General features: G+C 30.1%; 19 protein-coding genes. 14 read left to right on the top strand and 5 right to left on the bottom strand.

Annotation, left to right across the window (positions count from 1 at the left end):
- Positions 1-151: 151 nt before the first annotated feature.
- The 4 genes from M3P09_RS08010 (at position 152) to M3P09_RS08025 (ending at position 4,308) form a co-directional block, all read left to right on the top strand.
- Positions 152-1,186 (top strand): glycosyltransferase, encoded by a 1,035-nt coding sequence (locus M3P09_RS08010; protein ID WP_249972712.1) that lies wholly within the window; start codon positions 152-154, stop codon positions 1,184-1,186.
- 91 nt (positions 1,187-1,277) lie between these two features.
- On the top strand, positions 1,278-2,312 hold the full coding sequence (locus tag M3P09_RS08015) for a glycosyltransferase (RefSeq protein WP_249972713.1): 1,035 nt from the start codon (positions 1,278-1,280) through the stop codon (positions 2,310-2,312).
- Positions 2,313-2,326: 14 nt separating this feature from the next.
- Positions 2,327-3,352 (top strand): glycosyltransferase, encoded by a 1,026-nt coding sequence (locus tag M3P09_RS08020; protein ID WP_249972714.1) that lies wholly within the window; start codon positions 2,327-2,329, stop codon positions 3,350-3,352.
- Between the two features lie 62 nt (positions 3,353-3,414).
- Positions 3,415-4,308, top strand: coding sequence for a beta-1,6-N-acetylglucosaminyltransferase (locus tag M3P09_RS08025; protein ID WP_249972715.1), 894 nt, complete (start codon positions 3,415-3,417; stop codon positions 4,306-4,308).
- Positions 4,309-4,378: 70 nt separating this feature from the next.
- Here the strand turns inward: M3P09_RS08025 and M3P09_RS08030 are convergent, their stop codons facing one another.
- Complete coding sequence (locus M3P09_RS08030) at positions 4,379-5,503, bottom strand: hypothetical protein (protein WP_249972716.1); 1,125 nt, start codon at positions 5,501-5,503, stop codon at positions 4,379-4,381.
- Positions 5,504-5,641: 138 nt separating this feature from the next.
- Between M3P09_RS08030 and M3P09_RS08035 the strand changes: the two genes are divergently transcribed.
- A complete protein-coding gene (locus M3P09_RS08035) occupies positions 5,642-6,661 on the top strand; it encodes a threonine aldolase family protein (protein ID WP_249972717.1) in 1,020 nt (339 codons plus the stop codon).
- A gap of 20 nt (positions 6,662-6,681) precedes the next feature.
- On the opposite strand, the gene M3P09_RS08040 is transcribed toward M3P09_RS08035, so the two are convergent.
- Positions 6,682-7,563, bottom strand: coding sequence for an AraC family transcriptional regulator (locus tag M3P09_RS08040; RefSeq protein ID WP_099565782.1), 882 nt, complete (start codon positions 7,561-7,563; stop codon positions 6,682-6,684).
- A 189-nt stretch (positions 7,564-7,752) separates the two neighbouring features.
- Here M3P09_RS08040 and M3P09_RS08045 point away from each other — a divergent pair, with 189 nt between their 5' ends.
- Positions 7,753-8,760 carry a zinc-binding alcohol dehydrogenase family protein gene (locus tag M3P09_RS08045; protein ID WP_249972718.1) on the top strand — a complete coding sequence of 336 codons (1,008 nt, stop codon included), beginning with the start codon at positions 7,753-7,755 and terminating at the stop codon, positions 8,758-8,760.
- A gap of 49 nt (positions 8,761-8,809) precedes the next feature.
- The gene (locus M3P09_RS08050) at positions 8,810-10,246 is read left to right on the top strand and encodes a tagaturonate reductase (protein ID WP_249972719.1); all 1,437 of its coding nucleotides are present in this window, start codon (positions 8,810-8,812) and stop codon (positions 10,244-10,246) included.
- 57 nt (positions 10,247-10,303) lie between these two features.
- On the opposite strand, the gene M3P09_RS08055 is transcribed toward M3P09_RS08050, so the two are convergent.
- Positions 10,304-10,627: a YbaB/EbfC family nucleoid-associated protein gene (locus tag M3P09_RS08055; protein WP_099565784.1), complete on the bottom strand. Its 324-nt coding sequence runs from the start codon at positions 10,625-10,627 to the stop codon at positions 10,304-10,306.
- An 84-nt stretch (positions 10,628-10,711) separates the two neighbouring features.
- Here M3P09_RS08055 and M3P09_RS08060 point away from each other — a divergent pair, with 84 nt between their 5' ends.
- From M3P09_RS08060 to capB, 3 genes are all read left to right on the top strand, one after another.
- Positions 10,712-12,772, top strand: coding sequence for a S9 family peptidase (locus M3P09_RS08060; protein ID WP_249972720.1), 2,061 nt, complete (start codon positions 10,712-10,714; stop codon positions 12,770-12,772).
- Between the two features lie 80 nt (positions 12,773-12,852).
- The gene (gene capA / locus M3P09_RS08065; RefSeq protein WP_249972721.1) at positions 12,853-13,893 is read left to right on the top strand and encodes a cysteate synthase; all 1,041 of its coding nucleotides are present in this window, start codon (positions 12,853-12,855) and stop codon (positions 13,891-13,893) included.
- Between the two features lie 202 nt (positions 13,894-14,095).
- Positions 14,096-15,355, top strand: a complete 1,260-nt coding sequence (gene capB / locus M3P09_RS08070) for a cysteate-C-fatty acyltransferase (protein WP_099565786.1) — start codon at positions 14,096-14,098, stop codon at positions 15,353-15,355.
- Between the two features lie 54 nt (positions 15,356-15,409).
- Here capB and M3P09_RS08075 read toward each other — a convergent pair whose 3' ends face one another.
- Together M3P09_RS08075 and M3P09_RS08080 are read right to left on the bottom strand one after the other, a co-directional pair.
- On the bottom strand, positions 15,410-16,531 hold the full coding sequence (locus M3P09_RS08075) for a GNAT family N-acetyltransferase (RefSeq protein WP_249972722.1): 1,122 nt from the start codon (positions 16,529-16,531) through the stop codon (positions 15,410-15,412).
- A gap of 26 nt (positions 16,532-16,557) precedes the next feature.
- Complete coding sequence (locus M3P09_RS08080; RefSeq protein WP_249972723.1) at positions 16,558-17,568, bottom strand: transporter; 1,011 nt, start codon at positions 17,566-17,568, stop codon at positions 16,558-16,560.
- 159 nt (positions 17,569-17,727) lie between these two features.
- Here M3P09_RS08080 and M3P09_RS08085 point away from each other — a divergent pair, with 159 nt between their 5' ends.
- The 4 genes from M3P09_RS08085 (at position 17,728) to M3P09_RS08100 (ending at position 23,333) form a co-directional block, all read left to right on the top strand.
- Entirely contained in the window at positions 17,728-18,009 is a 282-nt protein-coding gene (locus tag M3P09_RS08085; RefSeq protein ID WP_099565789.1) for a DUF4834 family protein, read from the top strand.
- Positions 18,010-18,176: 167 nt separating this feature from the next.
- Positions 18,177-20,609 carry a YfhO family protein gene (locus M3P09_RS08090; protein WP_249972724.1) on the top strand — a complete coding sequence of 811 codons (2,433 nt, stop codon included), beginning with the start codon at positions 18,177-18,179 and terminating at the stop codon, positions 20,607-20,609.
- Positions 20,602-21,879: a glycosyltransferase family 4 protein gene (locus M3P09_RS08095; RefSeq protein ID WP_249972725.1), complete on the top strand. Its 1,278-nt coding sequence runs from the start codon at positions 20,602-20,604 to the stop codon at positions 21,877-21,879. The genes M3P09_RS08090 and M3P09_RS08095 overlap by 8 nt, the downstream gene beginning before the upstream one ends.
- Positions 21,879-23,333, top strand: coding sequence for an oligosaccharide flippase family protein (locus tag M3P09_RS08100; protein WP_249972726.1), 1,455 nt, complete (start codon positions 21,879-21,881; stop codon positions 23,331-23,333). The genes M3P09_RS08095 and M3P09_RS08100 overlap by 1 nt, the downstream gene beginning before the upstream one ends.
- Positions 23,334-23,516 lie beyond the last annotated feature (183 nt).

Genomic DNA, 23,516 nt, shown 5'->3' on the forward strand with positions numbered 1-23,516 from the left:
TTGTTGTTTAATTTACCTGAAATAAATACTGCCATTAAAATAAACATAATTTTGTGTTTAATTAATATTTTGAAGCATAAATAAGCTTTTAATCTATTAATTGTTTCTCTAATTGGTTGTTCTTATTATTTTAGTGATTATATTTTATATTATGAAATTAAGTATAGTTGTCCCGTTTTATAATGCAGAACTGTATATAGAGAGATGCCTGTATAGTTTAATAAATCAGGACATAAATAGTAATGATTATGAAATATTAATGATAGATGATGGCTCTATAGATAATGGTAAAGATATTGTTGAATCGTTTATTAATAAGCATGCTAATATAAAGCTTTATAGTCAACCTAATATTGGTTTGGGAGCTACAAGAAATAGAGGAATGCAATTGGCTAAAGGAGATTATATTTATTTTATTGATGTTGATGATTATATAGCCTACAATACTTTTGGAAATATATTAAATTGTGCAATAGAAAATGATATCGAAATTTTGGGTTTTAATACACAGGTTACAGGTGAGTTAAATTTATTTAGTTCAAAAACCCAAAATACATTAATTGATTATTTAGTTTTGAGTGGCTCAGATTATTTATTTAAATGTAATAATCACAGGTTAGAAGCTTGGTGGTATATTATTAAGCGAGATTTTTTGCTAAAAACCAACCTTAAATTTGAAGAGGGTAGGTTTATGGAAGATGCTATTTTTAGTTTTAAAATTTTTATGGAAGCTAAAAGGGCACTGTTTTATCCAATGGATGTACATAGATATGTTAAAACACCTGATTCTATAATGAATAATGAAACTCAAGAACATTTACTAAAGCTTATTGAAGATTATATTAGCTTAATATTCAGATTTGATTTACTTATTGAAGAAATATCAAAAAAAAACGCTACAGGTACAGACAGAATTATAAAAAAAATAAAGTTTAAAAGTGAGGAAAGCATATTTCTTATGTTTTTTAAAATTATAAAATCGAAAATATCAATAAAGAAAATTGATAGAATTCTAATCAACCTTAAAGCGATAGATATGTACCCTTTAACAAGTTCAATAAGAGAAGTCTATACGCATAAAAAAATAGCAATTATGTCTTTTATTTTTAACCAAAAATACCTTTTTTATTTTCTTTTATACCCTTTCCGTATACTGTATAGATTTAAATTAATTAAGCTTCTTTAAATTTAGAATAAAATCATTATTGTATTTACTAATTAATTGGCATTAATTTTTCAAACCCTTTTCAGGTAGTTTTAACGTTTTAATTAAAAATATGAAGTTAAGTATAATTGTTCCATTTTATAATGCTGAAAATCATATTGAAAGGTGTATAAATAGCTTAGTTAACCAAAATATAAAAGAGAGAGATTATGAAATTATTTTGATTGACGATGGTTCTAATGATACAGGGGTAATGATTGCTGAAACTTTTAAAAAAAAACATACTAATATTACTATATATAGTCAACACAATATTGGACTTGGCGCTACACGTAATGTAGGAATTAGTTTAGCAAAAGGAGATTATATATATTTTATAGATGCAGATGATTATCTGGCTTACAGTACATTAAATATTGTTTTAAACTATTTAGATATATATGATTTGGAATTAATATGTTTTGAATCTTCTCTAACCGAAAAGCTGAATTTATTTAACACTAAAACAACAGAAGAAATAAAAGATGTTAAAATTTATAATGGAATAGATTTTTTATCTAAAACTAAGTTTCATAGAATTACTGTTTGGTGGTATATTATAAAGCGAGATTTTTTAATTAAAACGAAGCTTAAATTTGTTGAAGGACGCTATATGGAAGATGGACCATTTACATTTTCTTTGTTTTTACAAGCAAAAACAGTTATTAGTTTACCATTAGATGTTCATAGATATGTTAAAGTATCTAACTCAATTATGAATAATGATAGTCTAGAACATTTAAAAAAGATGATTGAGGATTATGTTTATTTAATTCATAAATTCAATTCAATCATTGTTGAACTATCAAAAAAGAAGGACCCAAAATTATTGAAGGTTATTAATAATGTAAAATATAGAAGTCAAGTTAATGTGTATTTCATGTTTTATAAATTAATAAAGTCAAATGTTTCAATTTATGCAATCAATAATATTTTAAATAATTTCAAAAAAATTGAAGCTTACCCATTAACTGATTTTATAGGAGAGGAGTATTCTAAACGAAAATTTGTGATTACCTCTAATGTTTTTAATAGTAAATTCCTTTTTTTTATTTTATTATATCCACTAAGATATCTGTATAGACTCAATATAATAAAGCTTGTTTGATTAAATATAAATGAATGATGAGATTAAGTATTTTAATCCCTATGTACAATGCAGAATCTTTTATTGAAAGATGCTTAGAGAGTTTGATGAATCAAAATATTTCGAAGCAAGATTATGAAGTGTTAGTATTCAATGATGGGTCAAACGATACTAGTAAAAATAAAGTTGAAGAATTTATAAAAACACATGATAATGTCTTTTTGTATTCTCATAAAAATGAAGGCGTCATATCGACTAGGAATAAGTTATTAAAGCTAGCAAAAGGGACTTACATTTATTTTATGGATGCTGATGACTATATTGCTTATAATTCTTTGAGTGATGTGCTTAAATTTGCAACACAAAACGAGATAGACATTATGGGGTTTAATACTTTAGTAACTAAAAAAGCAGCTTTATTTAATTTAAATGAAACTTTTCAGGAAATGGAGCTACCAAAAATAATTTCTGGAGATCAGTTTCTTAAGGAAAATATAAATCTTCGAATAGAGATTTGGTGGTATTTAGTGCGTAAAGATTTCTTACATAAACATAAGCTAGCTTTTAGTGAAGGAGACTATGATGGTGACGTAGTTTTTACATTACGATTATTTTTATATGCCAAAAAGGTTGCTTATTCCCCTGTTGTCATTTATAGATATTTTCAATCTCCAGAATCTACTATGCGTAGCGAGAACAAAGTATATAAAAGAAAAATTGTACTATACTTTATGGCTTTAATTAATGACTTAAATAACTTAATAAAGGCATTAGATGGATTTTCTATTAAGCATAAGAAAGAGATAGCTGATAATTTTAAATTTAGAAGAGATGCTTTTACTTTTTTCACTATAATCAAAATGATTAAAGCAGATTTTAGTATAAAAACAATTGAAGAAAAACTATTTGAGTTAGAAAAGATTGGAGCTTACCCTATAGATTCATTTGTAAGGGAAGAATATAAAAGTTTTAAATACAAGCTGTTAACCTATGCTTTAAATCATAAAACGTTATTATTTATTTTAGCGAAATTGCACAAAATTTATGCTAAACTAGGCTAAATACCTTAGCGTATAATCTTAGGAAAGATAGAAATTTTTTTACCAAATAACTCATTAATAGTATGAAGCAAGCGATATTAATTACAGCTTATAAAAACTTTGCACATTTGGTTGATATAATTGATTTTTTTGATGATAGCTTTTATATATACATACATATTGACAAGAAAAGCAAAATACCTCAAAAGATTTATAAAGAATTACAAACCAATGTGTATGTTAAGATGGTGTCACAAAAATTTGTTGTAAACTGGGGTGGTTTGAATCATTTAAAGAGTATTTTATTTTTAGGAGGAGCTGCATTAAAAAATAAGGACATACAATATTTTCATTTGATTAGCGGGCAAGATTTTCCAATAAAAAATATCATACAATTTAAAAAAATGATAGACGACTCTAAAGCAAAAGGGTTTTTAGAATATTTTGAAATTCCTACAAAAGGTTGGGGAAATGAAAACGGAGGATTAGACAGGGTAACTTATTATCATTTGTATGATGTCTTAAATGCAAAAAAGCATATAAAATGGATGTGGAAGTTTGTTAATCTCCAAAAGAAGTTACATGTAAAGAGATCAATTACAAATAAAACCCCCAAGTTGTATGGAGGATCTACTTGGTGGAGTCTATCTAGAGGGGTATTACAATACGTTGTAGATTATACCAGTAAAAAATCGTACTTATTTAACAGGCTTAAATATACTTTTTGCCCTGAAGAAATATATTTTCAAACAGTTATAATGAATTCTGCATTTTCGAAACAAATCATTAACAATAATTTAAGGTATATAGATTGGAACCCTGATCGTGTTGGTAAACACAATCCTTCTCCCGCCATACTGAATCTCAGCGATTTTGAAAAAATTTCAACCTCCGATAAATTGTTTGCAAGAAAATTTGAAAAACCAACATCAGATATTTTAAAAGCAGCTGTACAAAAAAGTATAAATTGTAGGTAAAATAATTTATTATAAAATAAAAAGCCAGAGAAAACTTCTCTGGCTTTTTTAATAGTAATTTACTAAGTTATTATTTTTCACATACTACTGCGTGAGCAATTACATATATATCACCTGATAAATTTGGCGTTATAGTATATTGACCAGGAGCTACTGTATCTGATCCATTTTTAGTCGGATAAGGATCGTTTCCAGCATATGTATGTGTTTCACTTACAGTATAATCTTCATCTATATCATAAGTTACCGTAACATCTCCACTATCATATTTAACAGTGGCTGTACCTACCAATTCCCCTTTGTCAGTATCGCATTGGCCTGCGCCAGCGTATACATCATAGGTGTATTCGCCTTCAGAAAGAGGACCTATTGTCCAGCCCCATCTATTAAATCCATCTTCTAAAAAGCATGTAGAATCATCACCTTCGCCAGCATCTGTATTTCCTTTAGCAAAAGCAGTATCACATTCATCTTCACACTCAAGATTGAAATTAAAATCGAATATCCATGAACGTTCACCAGCATCATTAAGTAACCAACCCCATGTGCTTAGGCCATAAGCAAGCGGATCTGAATCATCAAATAAACCTGCTCCAGGACCAACAATAACTCCTAGATGCGGCGTTGTATCATCATTTGGATCTGGTCTTTGTTCTACCCCAAACGTGCCTTCTTCTAAACAATCGCCTCCAGTTGCAGTAATAGTACTTTTTGATGAGTCAATTACATAATAATGTAAATCTTCTTTTACCACATTGGTACAATCATTTTCTTCATCCTTAAAATCACCTCCATCAGCACTGAAAGTAGTCCAATCCTTTTTATCTGTTAACCAAACATCAACTTCAATGACACAAGTCCCCATAACTGCAGAACCTTTTATGTTAGCTGTGCCATTGTCATACTCTAAGAAAGACATTTGATGAGCATCAGATGAAGTGAATAGTCCATTCGTCCAAGCAGTTGGCTGGTTAGGCCACCAAAAATTTGAAGTTAGATTTAAATCACAACGATCTAAATCTATTACTTTACATTCTTTTATAACTTTAGGCTCTTTTAGCTTTTTAGCTCCATTTTTATTTGAGCTAACACTTGTGCTTTCTAATACAGCATTTTCTGTTGTATCCAATTTTTCGGTCTGGCAAGACACAAAAAGAAGACACACCCCCAATAAAATTGAAATGTTTTTTTTCATAATTTGTATATTTTAGATTAATAGCTATTTAACACGAAAATACTTGTAATTTATAGGCTTTTAAAAAAAACTAGTTAAGTGTGTTTTTTTATTCGCTAAATAGTTTAAATTCATATTATTAAAGATGAAATGCAAAAAATGACAATAGATCTAAGAAGCGATACCGTTACCAAACCAACAAAAGGCATGTTAAACACTATGATGCAAGCCCAAGTTGGTGACGATGTATATAAAGAAGACCCAACAGTTAATGCCTTAGAAGAGCGTATTGCTGATATGTTTGGAAAAGAAAAAGCATTATTTTTTCCAACAGGAAGTATGGCAAATCAAGCAGCAATAAAACTACATACCAACCCTGGAGACCAAGTTATTTGTGATAAATACGCGCATATTTATAATTATGAAGGTGGTGGCGCATCATTTAACAGTGGTGTGTCTTGTAAATTAATAGATGGTAATCGTGGTATGTTTTCAGTAAATCAAGTTTTAGACGCTATTAATCCTCCAGATTTTTATCATAGCCCACTAACGAGCTTGGTAGCAATAGAAAATACGACTAACAAAGGAGGTGGTGCTTGTTGGGATTTTAATGAAATTTTAAAAATTAAAGGAGTTTGTGATGAACAAAAACTTGGTTTTCATTTAGATGGAGCTCGCATATGGAATGCTTTGGTCGCAAAAAATGAAACTCCAAAACAATACGGTGAAGTGTTTGATACTATTTCGGTATGCTTAAGCAAAGGTTTAGGTTGCCCAATAGGATCAGTTTTAATTGGAGATGAGGCTATTATGAGTAACGCTATAAGGATTAGAAAGATTTTTGGTGGTGGAATGAGGCAAGTGGGCTATTTAGCTGCGGCGGGTTTATATGCTTTGGATAATAATATGGAAAGACTGAAAGAAGATCATAAAAAGGCCAAAGAAATAGGTGAGGAGCTAAAAAAATTACCAGTAGTTAAAACAGTTGAGTCTATTGAAACCAATATTGTTATTTTTGAATTGAATGAAGGTATTGATGAAACTGCTTTTGTGAAACAATTAGCTGATAAAAATGTACATATTATAGGTATGGGCGGAGGCAAACTGCGTATGGTTACACATTTAGATTACAGTAATGAAATGCATAAAACGGTTCTTAATATTTTCAAGGCTAAGTAAAAATATAATCTTTAGATTTGTTAATTCATATTATTGCTGTTACCTTTTCTTAAAGCTATGTAGCCACTAGGAGTAGTGCCAGTTATTAATTTAAATTGCCTGTTGAAATTAGAAAGATTATTATACCCAGATTCAAAGCAGATATATGTAATATTATATTTTTCTTCCATTAATAACTTACAAGCATAACCAATTCTAATTTCATTAAGGTATTTAGAAAAAGTTTTATTATTTAAACGTTTAAAACATCGACTAAACGAAGAAGGGTTCATATGGGCTATTTGTGCAATACTATCTAAGTCAATTTTTGACTTAAAGTTTTCAAATATATATTCATATACTTTTGTTAAAGAATTATACTCTTGTATAGTATCAGAGCTAATATATCCTTTACTGGCTAATAGTTTATAGTCAGAATGCTTAGCTAATAAGTTTAAAATTTTAAGAAACTTTATTGTTTTATTAAAACCTTTTTTTTCTAATGCTTTTTTAATTAGTTGAGTAATTTTTTTGTCTGTATTTATAAATTTAATTCCATGTTTAGATCTTTCAAGAAGTTTTGCTATTGGAATCATTTCTGGGCTGTCAAAAAAATTAGAACCTAAAAAGTCTTCTTTAAAATGAAATACTATAGATTCAGAAACTAATTTTGGAGACACTTTAGAATGATTTTTTTCACTTAACCACATGTGTGGTAAGTTTTTTCCAATTAAAACTATATCCCCTTCGTTAAATTGCTCTATATTATCTCCAACAAACCTGGTTCCGCTTCCTTTTTGTGATAATACCAATTCTAATTCTGGATGATAATGCCATACTTTTAAAAAGCTAGTATAAGAATGCTTTTCTACCTTAAAAGAAGAATTAAGTAAACTGTCTCTATTTAATAAATGTAATTTCATGAAAAGTAAGTGTACGAAGCTCTAAATTTAATAAAAATTATCATTAAATAGTTTTATTAGTCTAGTATCGCAAATAAAGTATTAGTGGTGGCAAATAATTCAGTGGTAACTAATTGACTTTGGTTTAATTTTGTAGAAGCCAACATAATATTGGTAATTAATTATTATATGATAAAGAGTAATAATAATATGAAATATATTGTTTGCGAAAAACCAGGGGAGTTTATTTTAAAAGAAAGAGAAGTTCCTATTAAAAAAGCAAATGAAGCGTTACTAAAAATTAAAAAGGTAGGTATTTGTGGTACAGATTTACACGCATATTCTGGAAATCAAGCATTTTTTACTTATCCAAGAGTTTTGGGGCATGAGCTAGCATCAAAAGTACTGGACATTGGTGAAAATAGTCAAGGAATTAAAATTGGAGATAAAGTTGTGGTTATGCCTTATATAAGTTGTGGTAACTGTATTGCTTGTAGAAATGATAAAACAAACTGTTGCATAAATATTAATGTTTTAGGCGTGCATGGAGATGGGGGTATGCAAGAGCAAATTGCGGTACCAATAGATATTTTGTTACCTGCAAATCAATTAACATATGATGAAATAAGCATTGTAGAACCTTTGGCTATTGGAGCTCATGCTTTAAGAAGAGCAGGTGTTAAGCAAGGAGAAATAGTTACTGTTGTTGGTTGCGGTCCAATAGGTATTGGTATTATGAAACTAGCTCAAATAGCAGGAGCAAAAGTGATTGCTGTCGATATAAATGAACAGCGTTTAGAGTATGCCAAAGAAAAAATAGGAGTAGATTATAAGGTGAAAGCTGGAGATAATACGGTAAAAGAAATTTCAGAAATTACGGGAGGAGAATTGTGCTCAGTAGTATTTGACGCCTCTGGTAATAAATTTGCGTTAGAAACTTGCCCTGACTATATGTCTCATGGAGGGCGTTTTATATTAGTTGGTTTGTCCAAAGGAGAGTTAGTTTATAATCATCCAAAAATACACGCAAAGGAAATGACTTTGATGTGCAGCCGTAATGCTACCAAAGAAGATTTTGAATATGTAATAAGTGTGTTAAATCAATTTCCAACGGCGTCGTATATTACTCATAATGTTTCATTCACTAAAATGATAGAAAATTTTGATAGTTGGCTTAACCCAGAAACCGGCGTTATAAAAGCTATAATTAATTTTTAAGAAGTAAATAACTATTTAGTAATGATTAAATCTGATTAAAACATAAATAATGAAATTGCTAAATAGAAGTGAAATATCTACTAAATTATATCCTGAAAGAATTTTGCAGTTTGGACAAGGAAATTTTTTAAGAGCCTTCGCAAATTGGATGATTCACGAAATGAATCATAAAGCAAATTTTGATTCTGGTGTAGTGGTAATAAAGCCTAGAGAGAAAGGGTCAATAGAAACATTAAACAATCAAGATGGATTGTATACTTTATACTTAAACGGAATTAAAAATGGAAAAGCAACTAGCGAACATACTGTTATTGATTGTATTCAACGTGCTATAAATCCATATAAAAACCATGAAGACTATTTAGCTATTGCCAAAAACTCGAACTTACGCTTTGTAATTTCTAATACAACAGAAGCTGGAATTATTTATAATGTTAAGGATAAATTAAATGATACGCCGCAAAGGAGCTTTCCAGGTAAATTAACAGCACTTTTATATAAAAGATTTCAGTTTTTCGAAGGAGCGCCAGAGCAAGGTTTAATAATAATTCCATGTGAATTAATTGAAAAAAACGGTGATAATCTAAAAGAAATAATTCTTCAATATGCTAAAGATTGGAATTTAGACAATGCATTTGCTGAGTGGATTAGTAAAGATAATATTTTCTGTAATACATTAGTAGATAGAATTGTATCTGGTTATCCAAAAGAAAAAATAGATAGTATTACAAAAACGTTGGGTTATAGAGATGAATTGGTTGTAGAAGGAGAACAATTCTATTTGTGGGTAATTGAAGGACCAGAATGCGTTAAAGAAGAACTTCCAGCTGAAATTTGTGGGTTAAATGTCGTATTTACCAATAATTTAGAACCCTATAGGATAAGGAAAGTCCGTATTTTAAATGGAGCTCATACAGTACTTGTTCCTATTGGTTATTTATATGGTATTAATAAAGTAAGAGAATCTATAGAGGATAAAACTATAGGTAAATATTTAACAGAAACCATTTTTGATGAAATTTCTCCTACTTTAGATTTACCTGAAGAAGAATTAAATCAATTCGCCAACGATGTCTTAAATCGTTTCAAAAACCCATATTTAGAGCATGAGCTGATGAGTATATCGTTAAATTCAATATCAAAATTTAAAACTCGAGTATTACCTTCAATTTTAGAATATATTAAACGAAACAATAGATTACCAAAGCGATTATTGTTTTCATTAGCAGCTTTAATTGCGTTTTATAAAGGAGATAGAGACGGTGAAAAAATTCTATTAAATGATAATCAAGAAGTACTAGAGTTTTTTAATAGACAATGGAAAACAAATGATCTATCACTTATTATAAAAGCTACTCTTCAAAACATAGGTTTTTGGGAAGTGGATTTAACACAGTTTGATGGTTTTTTGGAAACCACTACTGTAAATCTAGAAGCCATAATAAATAAAGGGATGAAAACAGCTTTAGATAACCTTATGGACTAATTGAATATGTATTTATAAGTGCTTCAAAAATTAATAGTTTTATGGATTTATTTTTAACTACTTAAACATATCCATTCCAGGAATATTAGGCATGCCCTCTTTAGCAACGGCAGCTAATTCAGCTTCATTAATACTGGTGGCCTTTTCAATAGCTTTATTTAATGTTAAAATAAGGTAGTCTTCAAGTTGTTCTTTATCTTCAAGCAATTCATCTGCAACTTCTATAGATTTAATTGTTCTATTGGCAGTAAGTGTTACTTTAAGTTTATTATCGTTACTAGATTCATCAACTAAAACTGTGTCTAAACGTTTTTTAGTGTCTTCCACTTTTTTCTGGGTCTCTTTAAGTTTACCCATCATACCCATCATATCTCCAAACATAATTTTATAATTTTTAATTCAATACAAAGCTATTTAATTTTTCTATTTTTGAAGCCTTAAATTCAAGAATAAATATATCTTCATTTGAAACAAGCAATTCAAACTCCAATAGCTAAAAAAATATCAAAGGCATTAACTATTCATAATGATACAAGAATAGATAATTATTATTGGCTGAACAATAAAGAAAATCCAGAAGTAATTGATTATTTGAATACCGAAAATGCATACACTAAAGATGTTATGCAACACACAGAAAGTTTTCAAAAAAAACTATTCAAAGAAATGAAGGGGCGTATTAAAGAGGATGATACTAGTGTACCTTACAAGCTTGATGGCTATTGGTATTTAACACGTTTTGAAAAAGGTAATGATTACCCTATATATTCAAGAAAAAAAGGAACTTTAGAGGATACAGAAGAAATTTTGTTTGATTGTAATGAGATGGCTAAAAATGTTGCTTATTTTAATTTAGGTAGTATTGCGATAAGTCCTGATAATAAACTAGCAGCTTTTTCAACAGATACAGTAAGTAGAAGACAATATACCATTCAAATTAAAAATTTAGAAACAGGAGAAATTTATACCGATAAAATTTTAAACACCACAGGAAGTGTTACATGGGCAAACGATAATAAAACCTTGTTTTATGCTATGAAAGATGAAGTGACTTTGCGGTCACACAAAATTTTTAGACATAAATTGCATACGGAAACAAAGGAAGATATTGAAGTTTTTCATGAAGTTGATGAGACTTTCAACACCTTTGTTTATAAATCAAAATCTAGAAAGTACATAGTTATTGGATCCTCAAGTACTTTAAGTTCAGAATATAGAATTTTAAATGCTGATACTCCAGATGCAGATTTTAAAGTATTTCAACCTAGGGAGCGTGATTTAGAATATTCAATAGCGCATTACAATGGTGTTTTCTATATTATTTCAAATTGTGATAAGGCTACTAATTTTAAACTTTTAAAAACGAATGAAACAACAACTGAAAAAGAAAATTGGGTTGATGTCATACCTCATAGAAAAGATGTTTTAATTGAAGATATTGAGATTTTTAAAGATTATTTGGTTGTTAATGAACGTGAAAACGGGCTAAATAGACTTCGCATAATTAAATGGGATGGAAGCGAAGACTACTATTTACCATTTAATTCGGATACCTATACCACTTATATTGGCAATAATCCAGATTTTAATAGTGATGTACTACGTTATGGGTTTAGTTCGCTGACTAATCCTAATTCTATTATTGATTATAACTTAAAAGATCAACAAAGCGAAATAAAGAAAGAACAAGAAGTTTTAGATGAAAACTTTAATAAAGAAAATTATGAATGTAAACGAATTTGGGCTACAGCTAGAGATGGTGTAAAAGTGCCTATATCATTAGTTTATAAAAAAGGAATGAAGCTGAATGGGAGTAACCCGCTGCTTCAATATGCTTATGGTTCTTATGGCTCTACTGTCGATCCTTCTTTTTCTACAATTAGATTAAGCTTGTTAGATAGAGGTTTTATTTATGCTATCGCACATATTAGAGGCGGAGAGTATTTAGGTAGAGACTGGTACGAAAACGGAAAGCTTTTAGCGAAAAAAAATACGTTTACAGATTTTATCGACTGTTCAAAATATTTAATTGAGCAAAATTACACTTCAAATAAGCATTTATACGCTTACGGCGGATCTGCAGGGGGGTTGCTTATGGGAGTTGTAATTAACATGAATCCAGAATTATATCATGGTATTCTAGCTGCAGTTCCATTTGTAGATGTAGTAACTACAATGCTAGATGATACAATTCCACTAACTACAGGTGAATATGATGAATGGGGAAATCCTAATGAAAAGGAATATTATAGTTATATGAAATCGTATTCTCCATATGATAATGTGGAAGCCAAAACATATCCAAACATGTTAGTAACAACAGGTTTACACGATTCCCAAGTGCAATACTGGGAACCAGCAAAATGGGTAGCGAAACTAAGAGAGTTAAAAAAAGACAATAACAAACTATTATTACATACTGATATGGACTCTGGCCATGGAGGAGCATCAGGGCGCTTTGAAAGCCTAAAAGAAGTAGCTTTAGAATATGCCTTTATATTAGATTTAGAAGGAATTAGTGCATGATAAAAAATTTACTTATTTTTGCCAAGTTTTGAGTTACAAATATTTTTAGTAATATTGATGGTAGCTTATAAAAAGCATTTATGAAACACAACAATCAAGTTTTTGATAATGTATTAGACTTAGTAGGCAATACACCGCTTATTAGACTTAATAAAATAACTTCAAAATTTAAAGGAAACTTCTTTGCTAAAGTTGAAGCCTTTAATCCCGGTAATTCTTCAAAGGATAGAATAGCATTACACATTATAGAAGAGGCAGAGAGGAAGGGGATTCTTTCTCCAGGCGATACTATTATAGAAACCACCTCTGGTAATACAGGTTTTAGTATAGCTATGGTTAGTATTATAAAAGGCTATGAATGTGTTTTGGCAGTTAGCTCAAAATCTTCTGCTGATAAAATTGACATGCTAAAAACTATGGGGGCAAAGGTTTATGTTTGTCCAGCACATGTTAGTGCAGATGATCCTAGATCATACTATCAAGTTGCAAAGCGTTTACATGAAGAAATAAATGGTTCAGTATATATTAATCAGTACTTCAATGAGTTAAACATTGATGCGCATTATAATTCTACTGGTCCAGAAATTTGGAATCAAACCGAAGGTAAAATCACACATTTAATAGCTTGTAGTGGTACTGGAGGAACTATTTCTGGAACTGCAAAATATCTAAAAGAACAAAACTCTAGCATTAAAGTTATTGGTGTTGATGCTTTTGGTTCAGTTATTAAAAAATATCACGAAACTAGAGAATTTGACGAAAAAGAAATTTATCCTTACAGAATTGAAGGTTTAGGGAAAAATTTAATTCCTACAGCAACAAATTTTGATGTTATTGATGAGTTTGTTAAAGTCACAGATGAAGAAAGTGCGCATACAGCAAGGTTAATAGCTAAAACCGAAGGGTTATTTGTAGGTTACACTTCAGGTGCAGCAATGCAAGCGGTTGCTCAATTAGGAGAAAATAATGAATTTAAGGAGGGAGATAATATTGTAATTATATTCCCAGATCATGGATCTCGCTATATGAGCAAGGTTTACAGTGATAAATGGATGAAAGAACAAGGCTTTTTTGATAGCATTAATGAAGAAGCAGCCGAAACTATACAGTATATAAAGTAGAATATTAAAAGATATAAAAAGAGCTTTATTTTTAAAAATAAGGCTCTTTTTTTGTTTTATAAATAATTGAAGCCTAAAAATTATGTACAAACAATTTAAATATTTAATTTTGCAGCTACTAACTAAAGAACTAAAAACAGTAATTGTATACACTTTTGTGTGATATGCAAGTTCGTTTTTGATAGCAAAAGATTTATAATAAATGAAAGATTTATTCGAAAAGATTTATAAAGATAAAGGGCCATTAGGTAAATGGGCTTCTCAGGCTGAAGGATATTTCGTGTTTCCGAAATTAGAAGGAGAGATTTCTAATCGTATGAAATTTCAAGGAAAAGATGTTATCACTTGGAGTATTAATGATTACTTAGGTTTAGCAAATCATCCAGAAGTTCGTAAAGTAGATGCCCAAGCAGCGGCAGATTATGGGTCGGCATATCCAATGGGAGCTAGAATGATGTCTGGACATACAGATTTGCATGAAAAGCTTCAAGACGAATTAGCGTCTTTCGTAAAAAAAGAAGCAGCATATCTTTTAAATTTTGGCTATCAGGGTATGGTCTCTACAATTGATGCTTTAGTTTCTAAAGATGATATTATAGTTTATGATGTTGATGCACATGCTTGTATTATTGACGGTGTTCGTTTGCATATGGGTAAACGATTTACATATAAGCACAATGATGTTGAGAGTTTAGAAAAAAACTTAGAACGTGCCACCAAAATGGCTGAGCAAACAGGAGGGGGTATTTTAGTTATCTCTGAAGGTGTGTTTGGAATGCGTGGAGAACAGGGGCGTTTAAAAGAAATAGTTGAACTTAAAAAGAAATTTAATTTCAGATTATTTGTTGATGATGCTCATGGCTTTGGAACTTTAGGAGCTACAGGAGCGGGAGCAGGAGAAGAACAAGGTGTTCAAGATGATATTGATGTGTATTTTGCGACATTCGCAAAATCTATGGCTAGTACTGGTGCTTTTATTGCTGCAGACCAAGAAATTATAGATTATTTAAAGTATAATTTGCGTTCGCAAATGTTTGCTAAATCTTTACAAATGCAACTAGTTGTAGGTGCATTGAAGCGTTTGGACATGTTACGTACAATGCCAGAATTAAAGCAGAATCTATGGACTATTGTTGATGCATTGCAGTCTGGTTTAAAAGAGCGTGGTTTCAATATAGGAACAACACAAAGCTGTGTAACACCTGTGTATTTAAAAGGTAGTATTCCTGAGGCTATGGCCTTAGTTAGAGATTTACGTGAAAATTACGGAATATTCTGTTCTATAGTAGTTTACCCTGTTATACCTAAAGGATTAATTTTGCTAAGGATGATACCTACAGCTACTCATACATTAAAAGATGTAGAAGAAACTTTAGATGCTTTTGATGCTATAAGAGACCGATTAGAAAACGGAACATATAAACGTTTATCTGCTGCAGTAATGGCTGCAATGGGTGAGTAGTTAAAAATATATAGTAATATAAAAAAATCCGATTTTATAAGAATCGGATTTTTTTTATGCAATATCTTTTCTAAAGGTGCAGCGCCTTTTATGAGTCACTGGTTTGAAATTCTTCCATAATTTATGGATAGCTTCATTGTCATCTAACTCTGGACCTCTAATACATAATTCTATACCTTTTTCAGAAAATGTTTTATGAAATTCATTGAAAATTATGGCTGTAATCCCTTTGTTTTGATATTCAGGCAAAACTCCAATCAAATAAAAAGTCACAGTTTTAGCATGTTTTTTGGCATGTAGCAAATGTCTTATTCCAAAAGGAAACAATTTGCCATTCATTTTTTGTAACGCTTCAGCATATGATGGGGTTACTATTCCAAAACCAATGAGTTTATCATTTTTGTCTAATACAAACTTTACATATTCAGGATTTAGAAATCCAATAAATTTCTTCTTAAAGTATGCCTTTTGCTCTTGGTTTATTTCTACGAAAGAAGAAAGAGTAGCGTGTGATTTTGAGAAAACCTCAAACATTTCATCAGTATATGGCATAATATCCTTATTCTTAGTAAAGTTTAAAGCTTTTAAGTGGTAACGCCTCTTTATTAAATCTTGTATTTTAGAAAAATATATAGGAAGAATATTTTTAAACTCCATTTTGTTTTCTGAGTATGTTTTAGCAACAGTATATCCCAGTTTTTCAAAATGAGTTGCATAATACGGGTGATTATGCCATGTAATCATACTGCCTATTTGATCGAAACCATGAGTTAACACTCCAACTTTATCTAAATTAGAGAAACCAACAGGGCCTTCAATAAATTCTAAATTATTAGCTTGTCCAATTTCATTAACTTTTTCTAATAATGTTTGGGTAACTTTAATATCATCTATAACATCAAACCATCCAAAACGCATTTTCTTTTGGTTTTGTTTATTAACTTCAATCCAATTGATAACGCAAGCAATTCTGCCTATAACTTCATTGTTTCTATACGCTAAAAAAAAGCGCGCATCTGCATCTTTGAAAGCTGGGTTTACTTTTTTGTCTAATGATCTTATTTCTTCAGAGATAATAGGAGGGACCCAATATTTTGAGCCCTTGTAAAGTTTAAAAGGAAACTTTACAAATGTTTTTAAGTCTTTTTTGGTGGTTACTTCTTTAAGTTTAATCATATAATTATGATGGATTTTGATTAGTTTTAGTTATCAAAATCGTTGTCTTTTCTTTTTTGCTTTTTCTTTGGTTCATCGTCTTCTTCATCTTTGTTTTTTCTACTTTTCTTACCTCTCGATTTTCTTTTTGATTCTTCTTCTGCCGAGTTTCCGTTGTCTATTTCTTTGTCTTTGTGAAAATCTAATCTATAAGATGCTCCAAAGTTTACACTAAAAACTGAGGGTGTATCTTTAGTGTTAAACGTAAGTGCTGTGTCTAACTGAAAGTCTTTTCCCCATAAATATGCGCCACCAAATCTAAAAAGATTATCTGCGTAAAAATCACTTTTTATACCTTGTGCTTCACCAAAAATTACCCATTTAGGGTTAAAAGAGTGTGTTAAAGTGAAAATATATTGAAAATCTGATTGGTCGGTACCAATTCTATCTTTAATTAAATTTAAAACCATTACCCACCCACCAGCAAAATTGTTTTGTGTAGCGACCATTACTTTAGGGCTAAAACCTTCAATTCCTGGAGCTGTATAAGGGTTTTGTTTGGTGTCATAATTTGCACCTAAATAAACTGATACTGCTGGAATTAATGATTTCCACTTAAAGCGATGATTTGCCTTCCAACTATATAAATTTGGCTTATCTTCTTCAGAATTTTTATAGGGGTCGTAAACCAAATATTTTGCGCCAACACTTAAAAATTTAAAATTTGAACGCGAATCTTCAGCAGCTAAATTCGAGGTATATGTTTTGGTATCGTTTTGATAAGAGCCTTCAAGATTTAACTCTAATTCTTCCCAAAGCAAACCGTATCTAGCAGCAAAGTCTATTCCAAAGCCAGAAACTTCAAAAGCAGTAGCTGGTGTTCTTTTTTCTTTTAGGATATAAGGACCAACTTCAAATTGTGCAACGTTTGTGCCTACTGAAAATGCACTGCGAGAAGTACCTGGTCTATTCGAATTAATAACATCTGTATATTGACTAAACGCATGTGTACTAATTAAGCTTAGCAATAAAATTAAAGTAGATTTGATTGGGCTCATAATGAATATTTTTTTACGTATCTATAGTTTAAGGATGCTCATTACTTTTATAATAAATCTTTAATAGGATGCTCAAATATAGATATTTTATACTTTTTTTATCATTTTTGAACGTTTTTTAAGTGTTTAGAATTGTATTTTTGTATAAAATATTTTTTTATGTTACAGTATGCATCTGTTGTAGGATTAGTAAAAATGATACTAATCATTATGCTAATTTATTTTGGAATTAAAATATTAGCACGATTATTTGCACCATTTTTAGTTAAATATGTTGCAAAAAAAGCTGAGCAACGGTTTGGAGATCAATTTGGACAATTTCAAGGGCGGCAACAAGAAAAACCAAAAAAAGAAGGGGAAGTAAGTATTGATAAAATGCCAAACACTAAAACCTCGAATAAAGATGTTGGTGATTATGTAGATTATGAGGAAATAGACTAATATTTTAGAAGCTCTTTTTCTTAATATTCTTTACAAAAAACTCAAAGCCTAATTATTTTATATGTTACAATTCTCCTATTTAAATGAAAATAGGAATCTAAAATAAATATAAGTTGGGTTTCAAAAATTATGTTTATTTTCACAACTATTGTTTTTAATACATATTCATGCAGTTTTCATTAAAAAAAGTACTTCCACACTTATTAGTTTTAGTAGGGTTTGTAATATTGTCTTTAGCATATTTTAGCCCAGTTTTAAAAGGAAAACAGATTTTGCAAAGCGACATCGTGCAATATATTGGCATGAGTAAGCAACAAAAAGACTTTAGCGCCAAAACTGGAGAGGAAACTTATTGGACAAATAGTGCTTTTGGTGGAATGCCTACCTATCAATTAGGCGCTAAATACTCTCATAATTATATTAAAAAGTTAGATTTAGCATTACGTTTTTTACCACGACCAGCCGACTATCTTTTCTTGTATTTGCTAAGCTTTTATGTGCTTCTCCTAGTTTTAAAAGTTGATTTTAAACTTGCAGCCATTGGGGCAATTGCTTTTGGGTTTTCTACCTATTTAATAATCATTCTTGGTGTTGGACATAATAGTAAAGCTCATGCAATAGCTTATATGCCCTTAGTTTTAAGTGGTGTTATTTTAACCTTTAGAAAAAAATATATTTTTGGGTTTTTGCTAACGGTAGTAGCGATGGGCTTAGAAATTGTGTCAAATCATTTTCAGATGACCTATTATTTGCTATTATTAGTTATTGTTTTAGGAATCGCGTACTTAATTGATGCTTATAAAAAGAAAATACTGGCTCATTACTTTAAATCAGTTGGAATTTTGTTTGCTGCGGTATTTCTTTCATTAGCCTTAAATGCTACAGGGATTTTAGCTACAAAAGAATATGTTAAAGAAAGTACACGAGGAAAAAGTGAGTTGACTATAAATGCTGATGGATCAGCAAAGGAGGTGACATCTGGTTTAGATAAGGATTATATTACTCAATTTAGTTACGGTATTTTAGAAACGTTTAATCTATACATCCCACGATTAATGGGGGGAGGTAATGGAGAAGATGTAGGTAAGGATTCTGCAACATACGAAGCTTTTAGGAAGTTAGGCGCATCTCCAAGTCAAGCTTTGCAAGAATCAAAGCGAGCACCAATGTACTGGGGAGCTCAGCCTATTGTAGAAGCTCCTGCTTATATTGGAGCAGTTGTCTTGTTTTTGTTTGTTTTTGCTTTGTTTTTGGTTAAAGGACGCATAAAATGGTGGTTAATTGGCGGAACAATTCTATCATTACTACTGTCTTATGGGAAGAATCAGCCATTTGCATTTTTAACGGACTTTTTTATTGATTATGTCCCGTTTTACAATAAGTTTAGAGCAGTAAGCTCTATACAAGTTATTTTAGAACTGTGTATTCCTGCTCTTGCAATTTTTGGGCTTGTAAGGTTGTTTAATGATTTTGAAAAGAAAGAAGAGAAACTAAAGGCTTTAAAATTTACTGCAATAATAACTGGAGGGGTAGCTATTCTGTTTTTATTTTTTAAATCATCTTTTGATTTTGCTGGTGTTAATGATGGATTTTATCGTCAGAATTATGGGCAAGCTTTTATTGATGCTATCAAGGAGGATAGAAAAGTGTTGTTTACTAATGATACCATTAGAACGCTTATACTAGTATTGCTTTCAGCGGGCTTAATTTTTATGTTTTTAAAAGAAAAACTAAAAGAAAAATGGGTTATGCTCGCTTTTGCAGCTCTTATTCTTTTTGATTTAATTGGTGTAGATAAACGTTATGTAAATAATGATGATTTTGTTTCTGCGATGCAAGTTAATAAGCCTTTTCAGATGAATGAAGCTGATAAGGAAATATTAAAAGATACAACGTATTTTAGAGTGTTTGATTTGGTTTCAGGGCCGTCAAAACCATCGTATTACCACAATTCGCTAAATGGCTATAATGCTGCTGAATTAAAACGATACCGAGAGTTGTTTGATTTTTATATTGCTAAAAACAACATTAATGTGCTTAATATGCTAAATACTAAGTATATCATTATTCAAGATGATAACGGTAACATTGTGCCTTACACAAACGAAGAAGCTAATGGAAATGCTTGGTTTGTAGAAAAACTAATTGGAGTGTCATCGGCTGATGAAGAAATTAAGCTTTTAGATAGCTTGAACAATAAGAAACAAGCTTTAATTGATATTAGAATTCCAGTTTCAAATTTTAATGATAGCTTTAAATTGGATTCTTTAGCATCAATAGCTTTGAAAAAAGTAACTCCTAATTATTTAAAATACGAATCAAACAATTCAAATGACGGGTTTGCAGTGTTTTCAGAGGTGTATTACGGTAATGGCTGGAAAACAATGGTAGATGGAAAAGAAACGATGCATATGCGTGTTAATTATACGCTTCGAGGTATGGAGGTTCCGGCTGGAAAGCATGTTATTGAATTTAAGTTTGATCCAGATGTTGTAAAAACAGGAAGTAGTATTGCTCTAGCGAGCTCTATCTTTTTTGGATTATTGCTTTTAGGAGGATTATTTTACGAGTTTAAGAAAAAACGACGAGAAAGTGCGTAAAAAAGCACTCATTATAACATATTATTGGCCGCCAGCTGGGGGTCCAGGAGTTCAACGTTGGTTGAAGTTTGTTAAATATTTGCCTCAATTTAATGTTGAACCTATAGTTTATATTCCAGAAAACCCTAATTATCCTTTGGTTGATGAGAGTTTAGTATCTGAAGTTTCAGATAGTTTGAAAATTATAAAACATCCCATAAAAGAGCCTTATAAACTAGCGGGGTTATTTTCGAAAAAATCATCTAAGACAATAAGTAAGGGTATTATTTCAGAAAAAAATAAACAGAGTTTTATTGAGAAAGCAATGCTTTACATTCGCGGTAATTATTTTATACCAGATGCTCGTAAAGGTTGGGTAAAACCTTCTGTGTCTTACCTATCAAACTATATTTCTGAAAACGATATAGATACTATTATTACTACTGGCCCGCCACATAGCTTGCATCTTATTGGCTTGCAGTTAAAAGAGAGATTAGAGGTTAGATGGTTAGCAGATTTTAGAGACCCTTGGACAACTATTGGGTATCATAAACAATTAAAACTAACAAAAAAGGCTCAACAAAAACATAAAAGGCTCGAAAAGCAAGTTTTAAATACTGCTGATCAAATTATCGTAACGAGTTCTGTAACTAAAAAAGAGTTTGAAAGTTTAACAAAGAAACCTATTGAAGTTATAACTAATGGATATGATTATGAACCTGTTGAAAAGATAGAATTAGACTCTAAGTTTTCAATAGCTCATATAGGGTCTTTATTATCTAAAAGGAATCCAGAAATTTTATGGAAAGTTTTAAGTGATTTAATTGAAGCTAACGAAGGTTTTGCTAAGGGTTTTCAGTTGAATTTCGTTGGTGCAGTAAGTCAAGATGTGCTTAATTCAATAGATAATAATAATTTAAGTAATTATATAAATAATGTAGGATATATTTCTCATAATGAATCAATAAAATATCAAAAAAAATCACAAATACTATTATTGATTGAAATCGATTCTGAGGAAACAAAATGCATTATTCCTGGAAAACTATTTGAGTATATGGTTTCTAATAGGCCAATTATTGCTTTAGGCCCGAAAGGCTCAGATATTGAAAAAATTATAAAAGAAACTAATACAGGGAATTACTTTTATTATAATGATTACGAATTGTTAAAATCGACTATATTAAATCACTATAAAGCATTTCAGAATAAAACATTACAATCTCATGCTATTGGATTACAAAAGTATAGTAGAAAATCGTTAACCGAATCCTTATCTAAATTAATATAATGGGAATTGTTGCATCACAATCATTTAAAAACATAATATCTACCTATCTAGGGTTTTTAATTGGTGCAATTAATACTTTATTTCTGTATACAGAGTTTTTAAGCGACGAATACTATGGTATGGTTGGTTATATGCTCTCTTTAGCATATGTAATAATGCCATTAATGGCTTTTGGTGTGCATAACACGTTGGTAAAATTTTATTCATCTTTTAAAACGCGTGTGTCGCTGAATAGCTTTTTAACACTTATGCTGTTTTTACCTCTGGCAATCATTTTTCCGCTAACTGTAATAACCCATTTTTGTTATGAAATGATTGGAGAATTCTTATCAATTAAAAACTCTATTATAACTAAGTACATATGGCACACTATTTTTATAGCAATTGCTTTAGCTTATTTTGAAATATTTTTTGCGTGGACTAAAGTGCAAATGCAAACCGTATTTGGTAATTTTATGAAAGAAGTTTTTCATAGAGTAGGAACCATGGTTTTATTGTTTTGTCTTTATTTTAAAGTTGTAGATGTTGAGCAATTTATGATTGGGTTAGTTGCTGTTTATGTTTTAAGGATGATAGTCATGTTGCTATATGCTTTTAGTATGAAACTTCCAATTATTACATTTAAAAAAGTAAACGGTTTAAGCGCTATAGTAAAATACTCTTTTTTAATAATAATTGCAGGTTCAATAGCAACCATTCTCTTAGATATAGATAAAGTGATGTTAGGTTATTATATTCCAATAGAGCAAATTGCGTACTATAATGTTGCAATTTTTATTGCTGCTGTTATTGCTGTTCCACAACGCTCAATGCATCAAATATTATTGCCATTATCTGCTAAATGCTTAAATGAAAAAGATTTTGATTCTTTAAAGGATTTATACAAGCGTAGTTCGCTTAACTTGTTTATTGTTAGTGGTTTTATTTTTTTATTGATTGTACTTAATATTAATCAACTATATAATATAATTCCAGAAGAGTTTAATGGCGGGATTTTTGTAGTTTTTATAATTAGTGTAGCAAAATTATATGATGCTATTTTAGGTAGTAATAATGCTATTTTATTTAATAGCGATTATTACAGAATGGTGTTGTTTTTTGGTGTAATTCTAGTAATAGTTATGATTTTTTTAAATATATTTTTCATTCCGCTTTACGGTATTAACGGAGCTGCTTTAGCAACTTTTTTAGCTATCTTTTTATACAATACAATTAAACTAGTTTTTGTTTATAAGAAATTCAATATGTTGCCATTTAGTGCTAATACATTTAAAATAGGATTATGTATCACATTGGTTATTGTTTTGTTTTATTTCTGGGATTTTTCTTTTCACCCTATAGTCAATATCATTTTAAAATCGGGACTTATTGCAATTTTATATGGGGTGGTTATTTATTTGTTCAAATTTTCAGAAAATATAACAGAACTTATAGATAAGGTGTTGAAGCGATAAATATTTTATGTAACTGCTATTTGTGAAAAAAACCTGAAACAAATTCAGAATTAGTTCAATAATCAATATTTAATGCATTGTTTTCCAGTTTTTAAATATTGAGTTTTACTAAAAAAAGAAACCCCCACGAATTTGCTTTGAGGCAAACTTATCGCGGGGATTTCCAACTAACCAACCAAAATT

The sequence above is a fragment of the Jejuia spongiicola genome (assembly GCF_023502325.1).
Taxonomy (GTDB): Bacteria; Bacteroidota; Bacteroidia; order Flavobacteriales; family Flavobacteriaceae; genus Wocania_A; species Wocania_A spongiicola.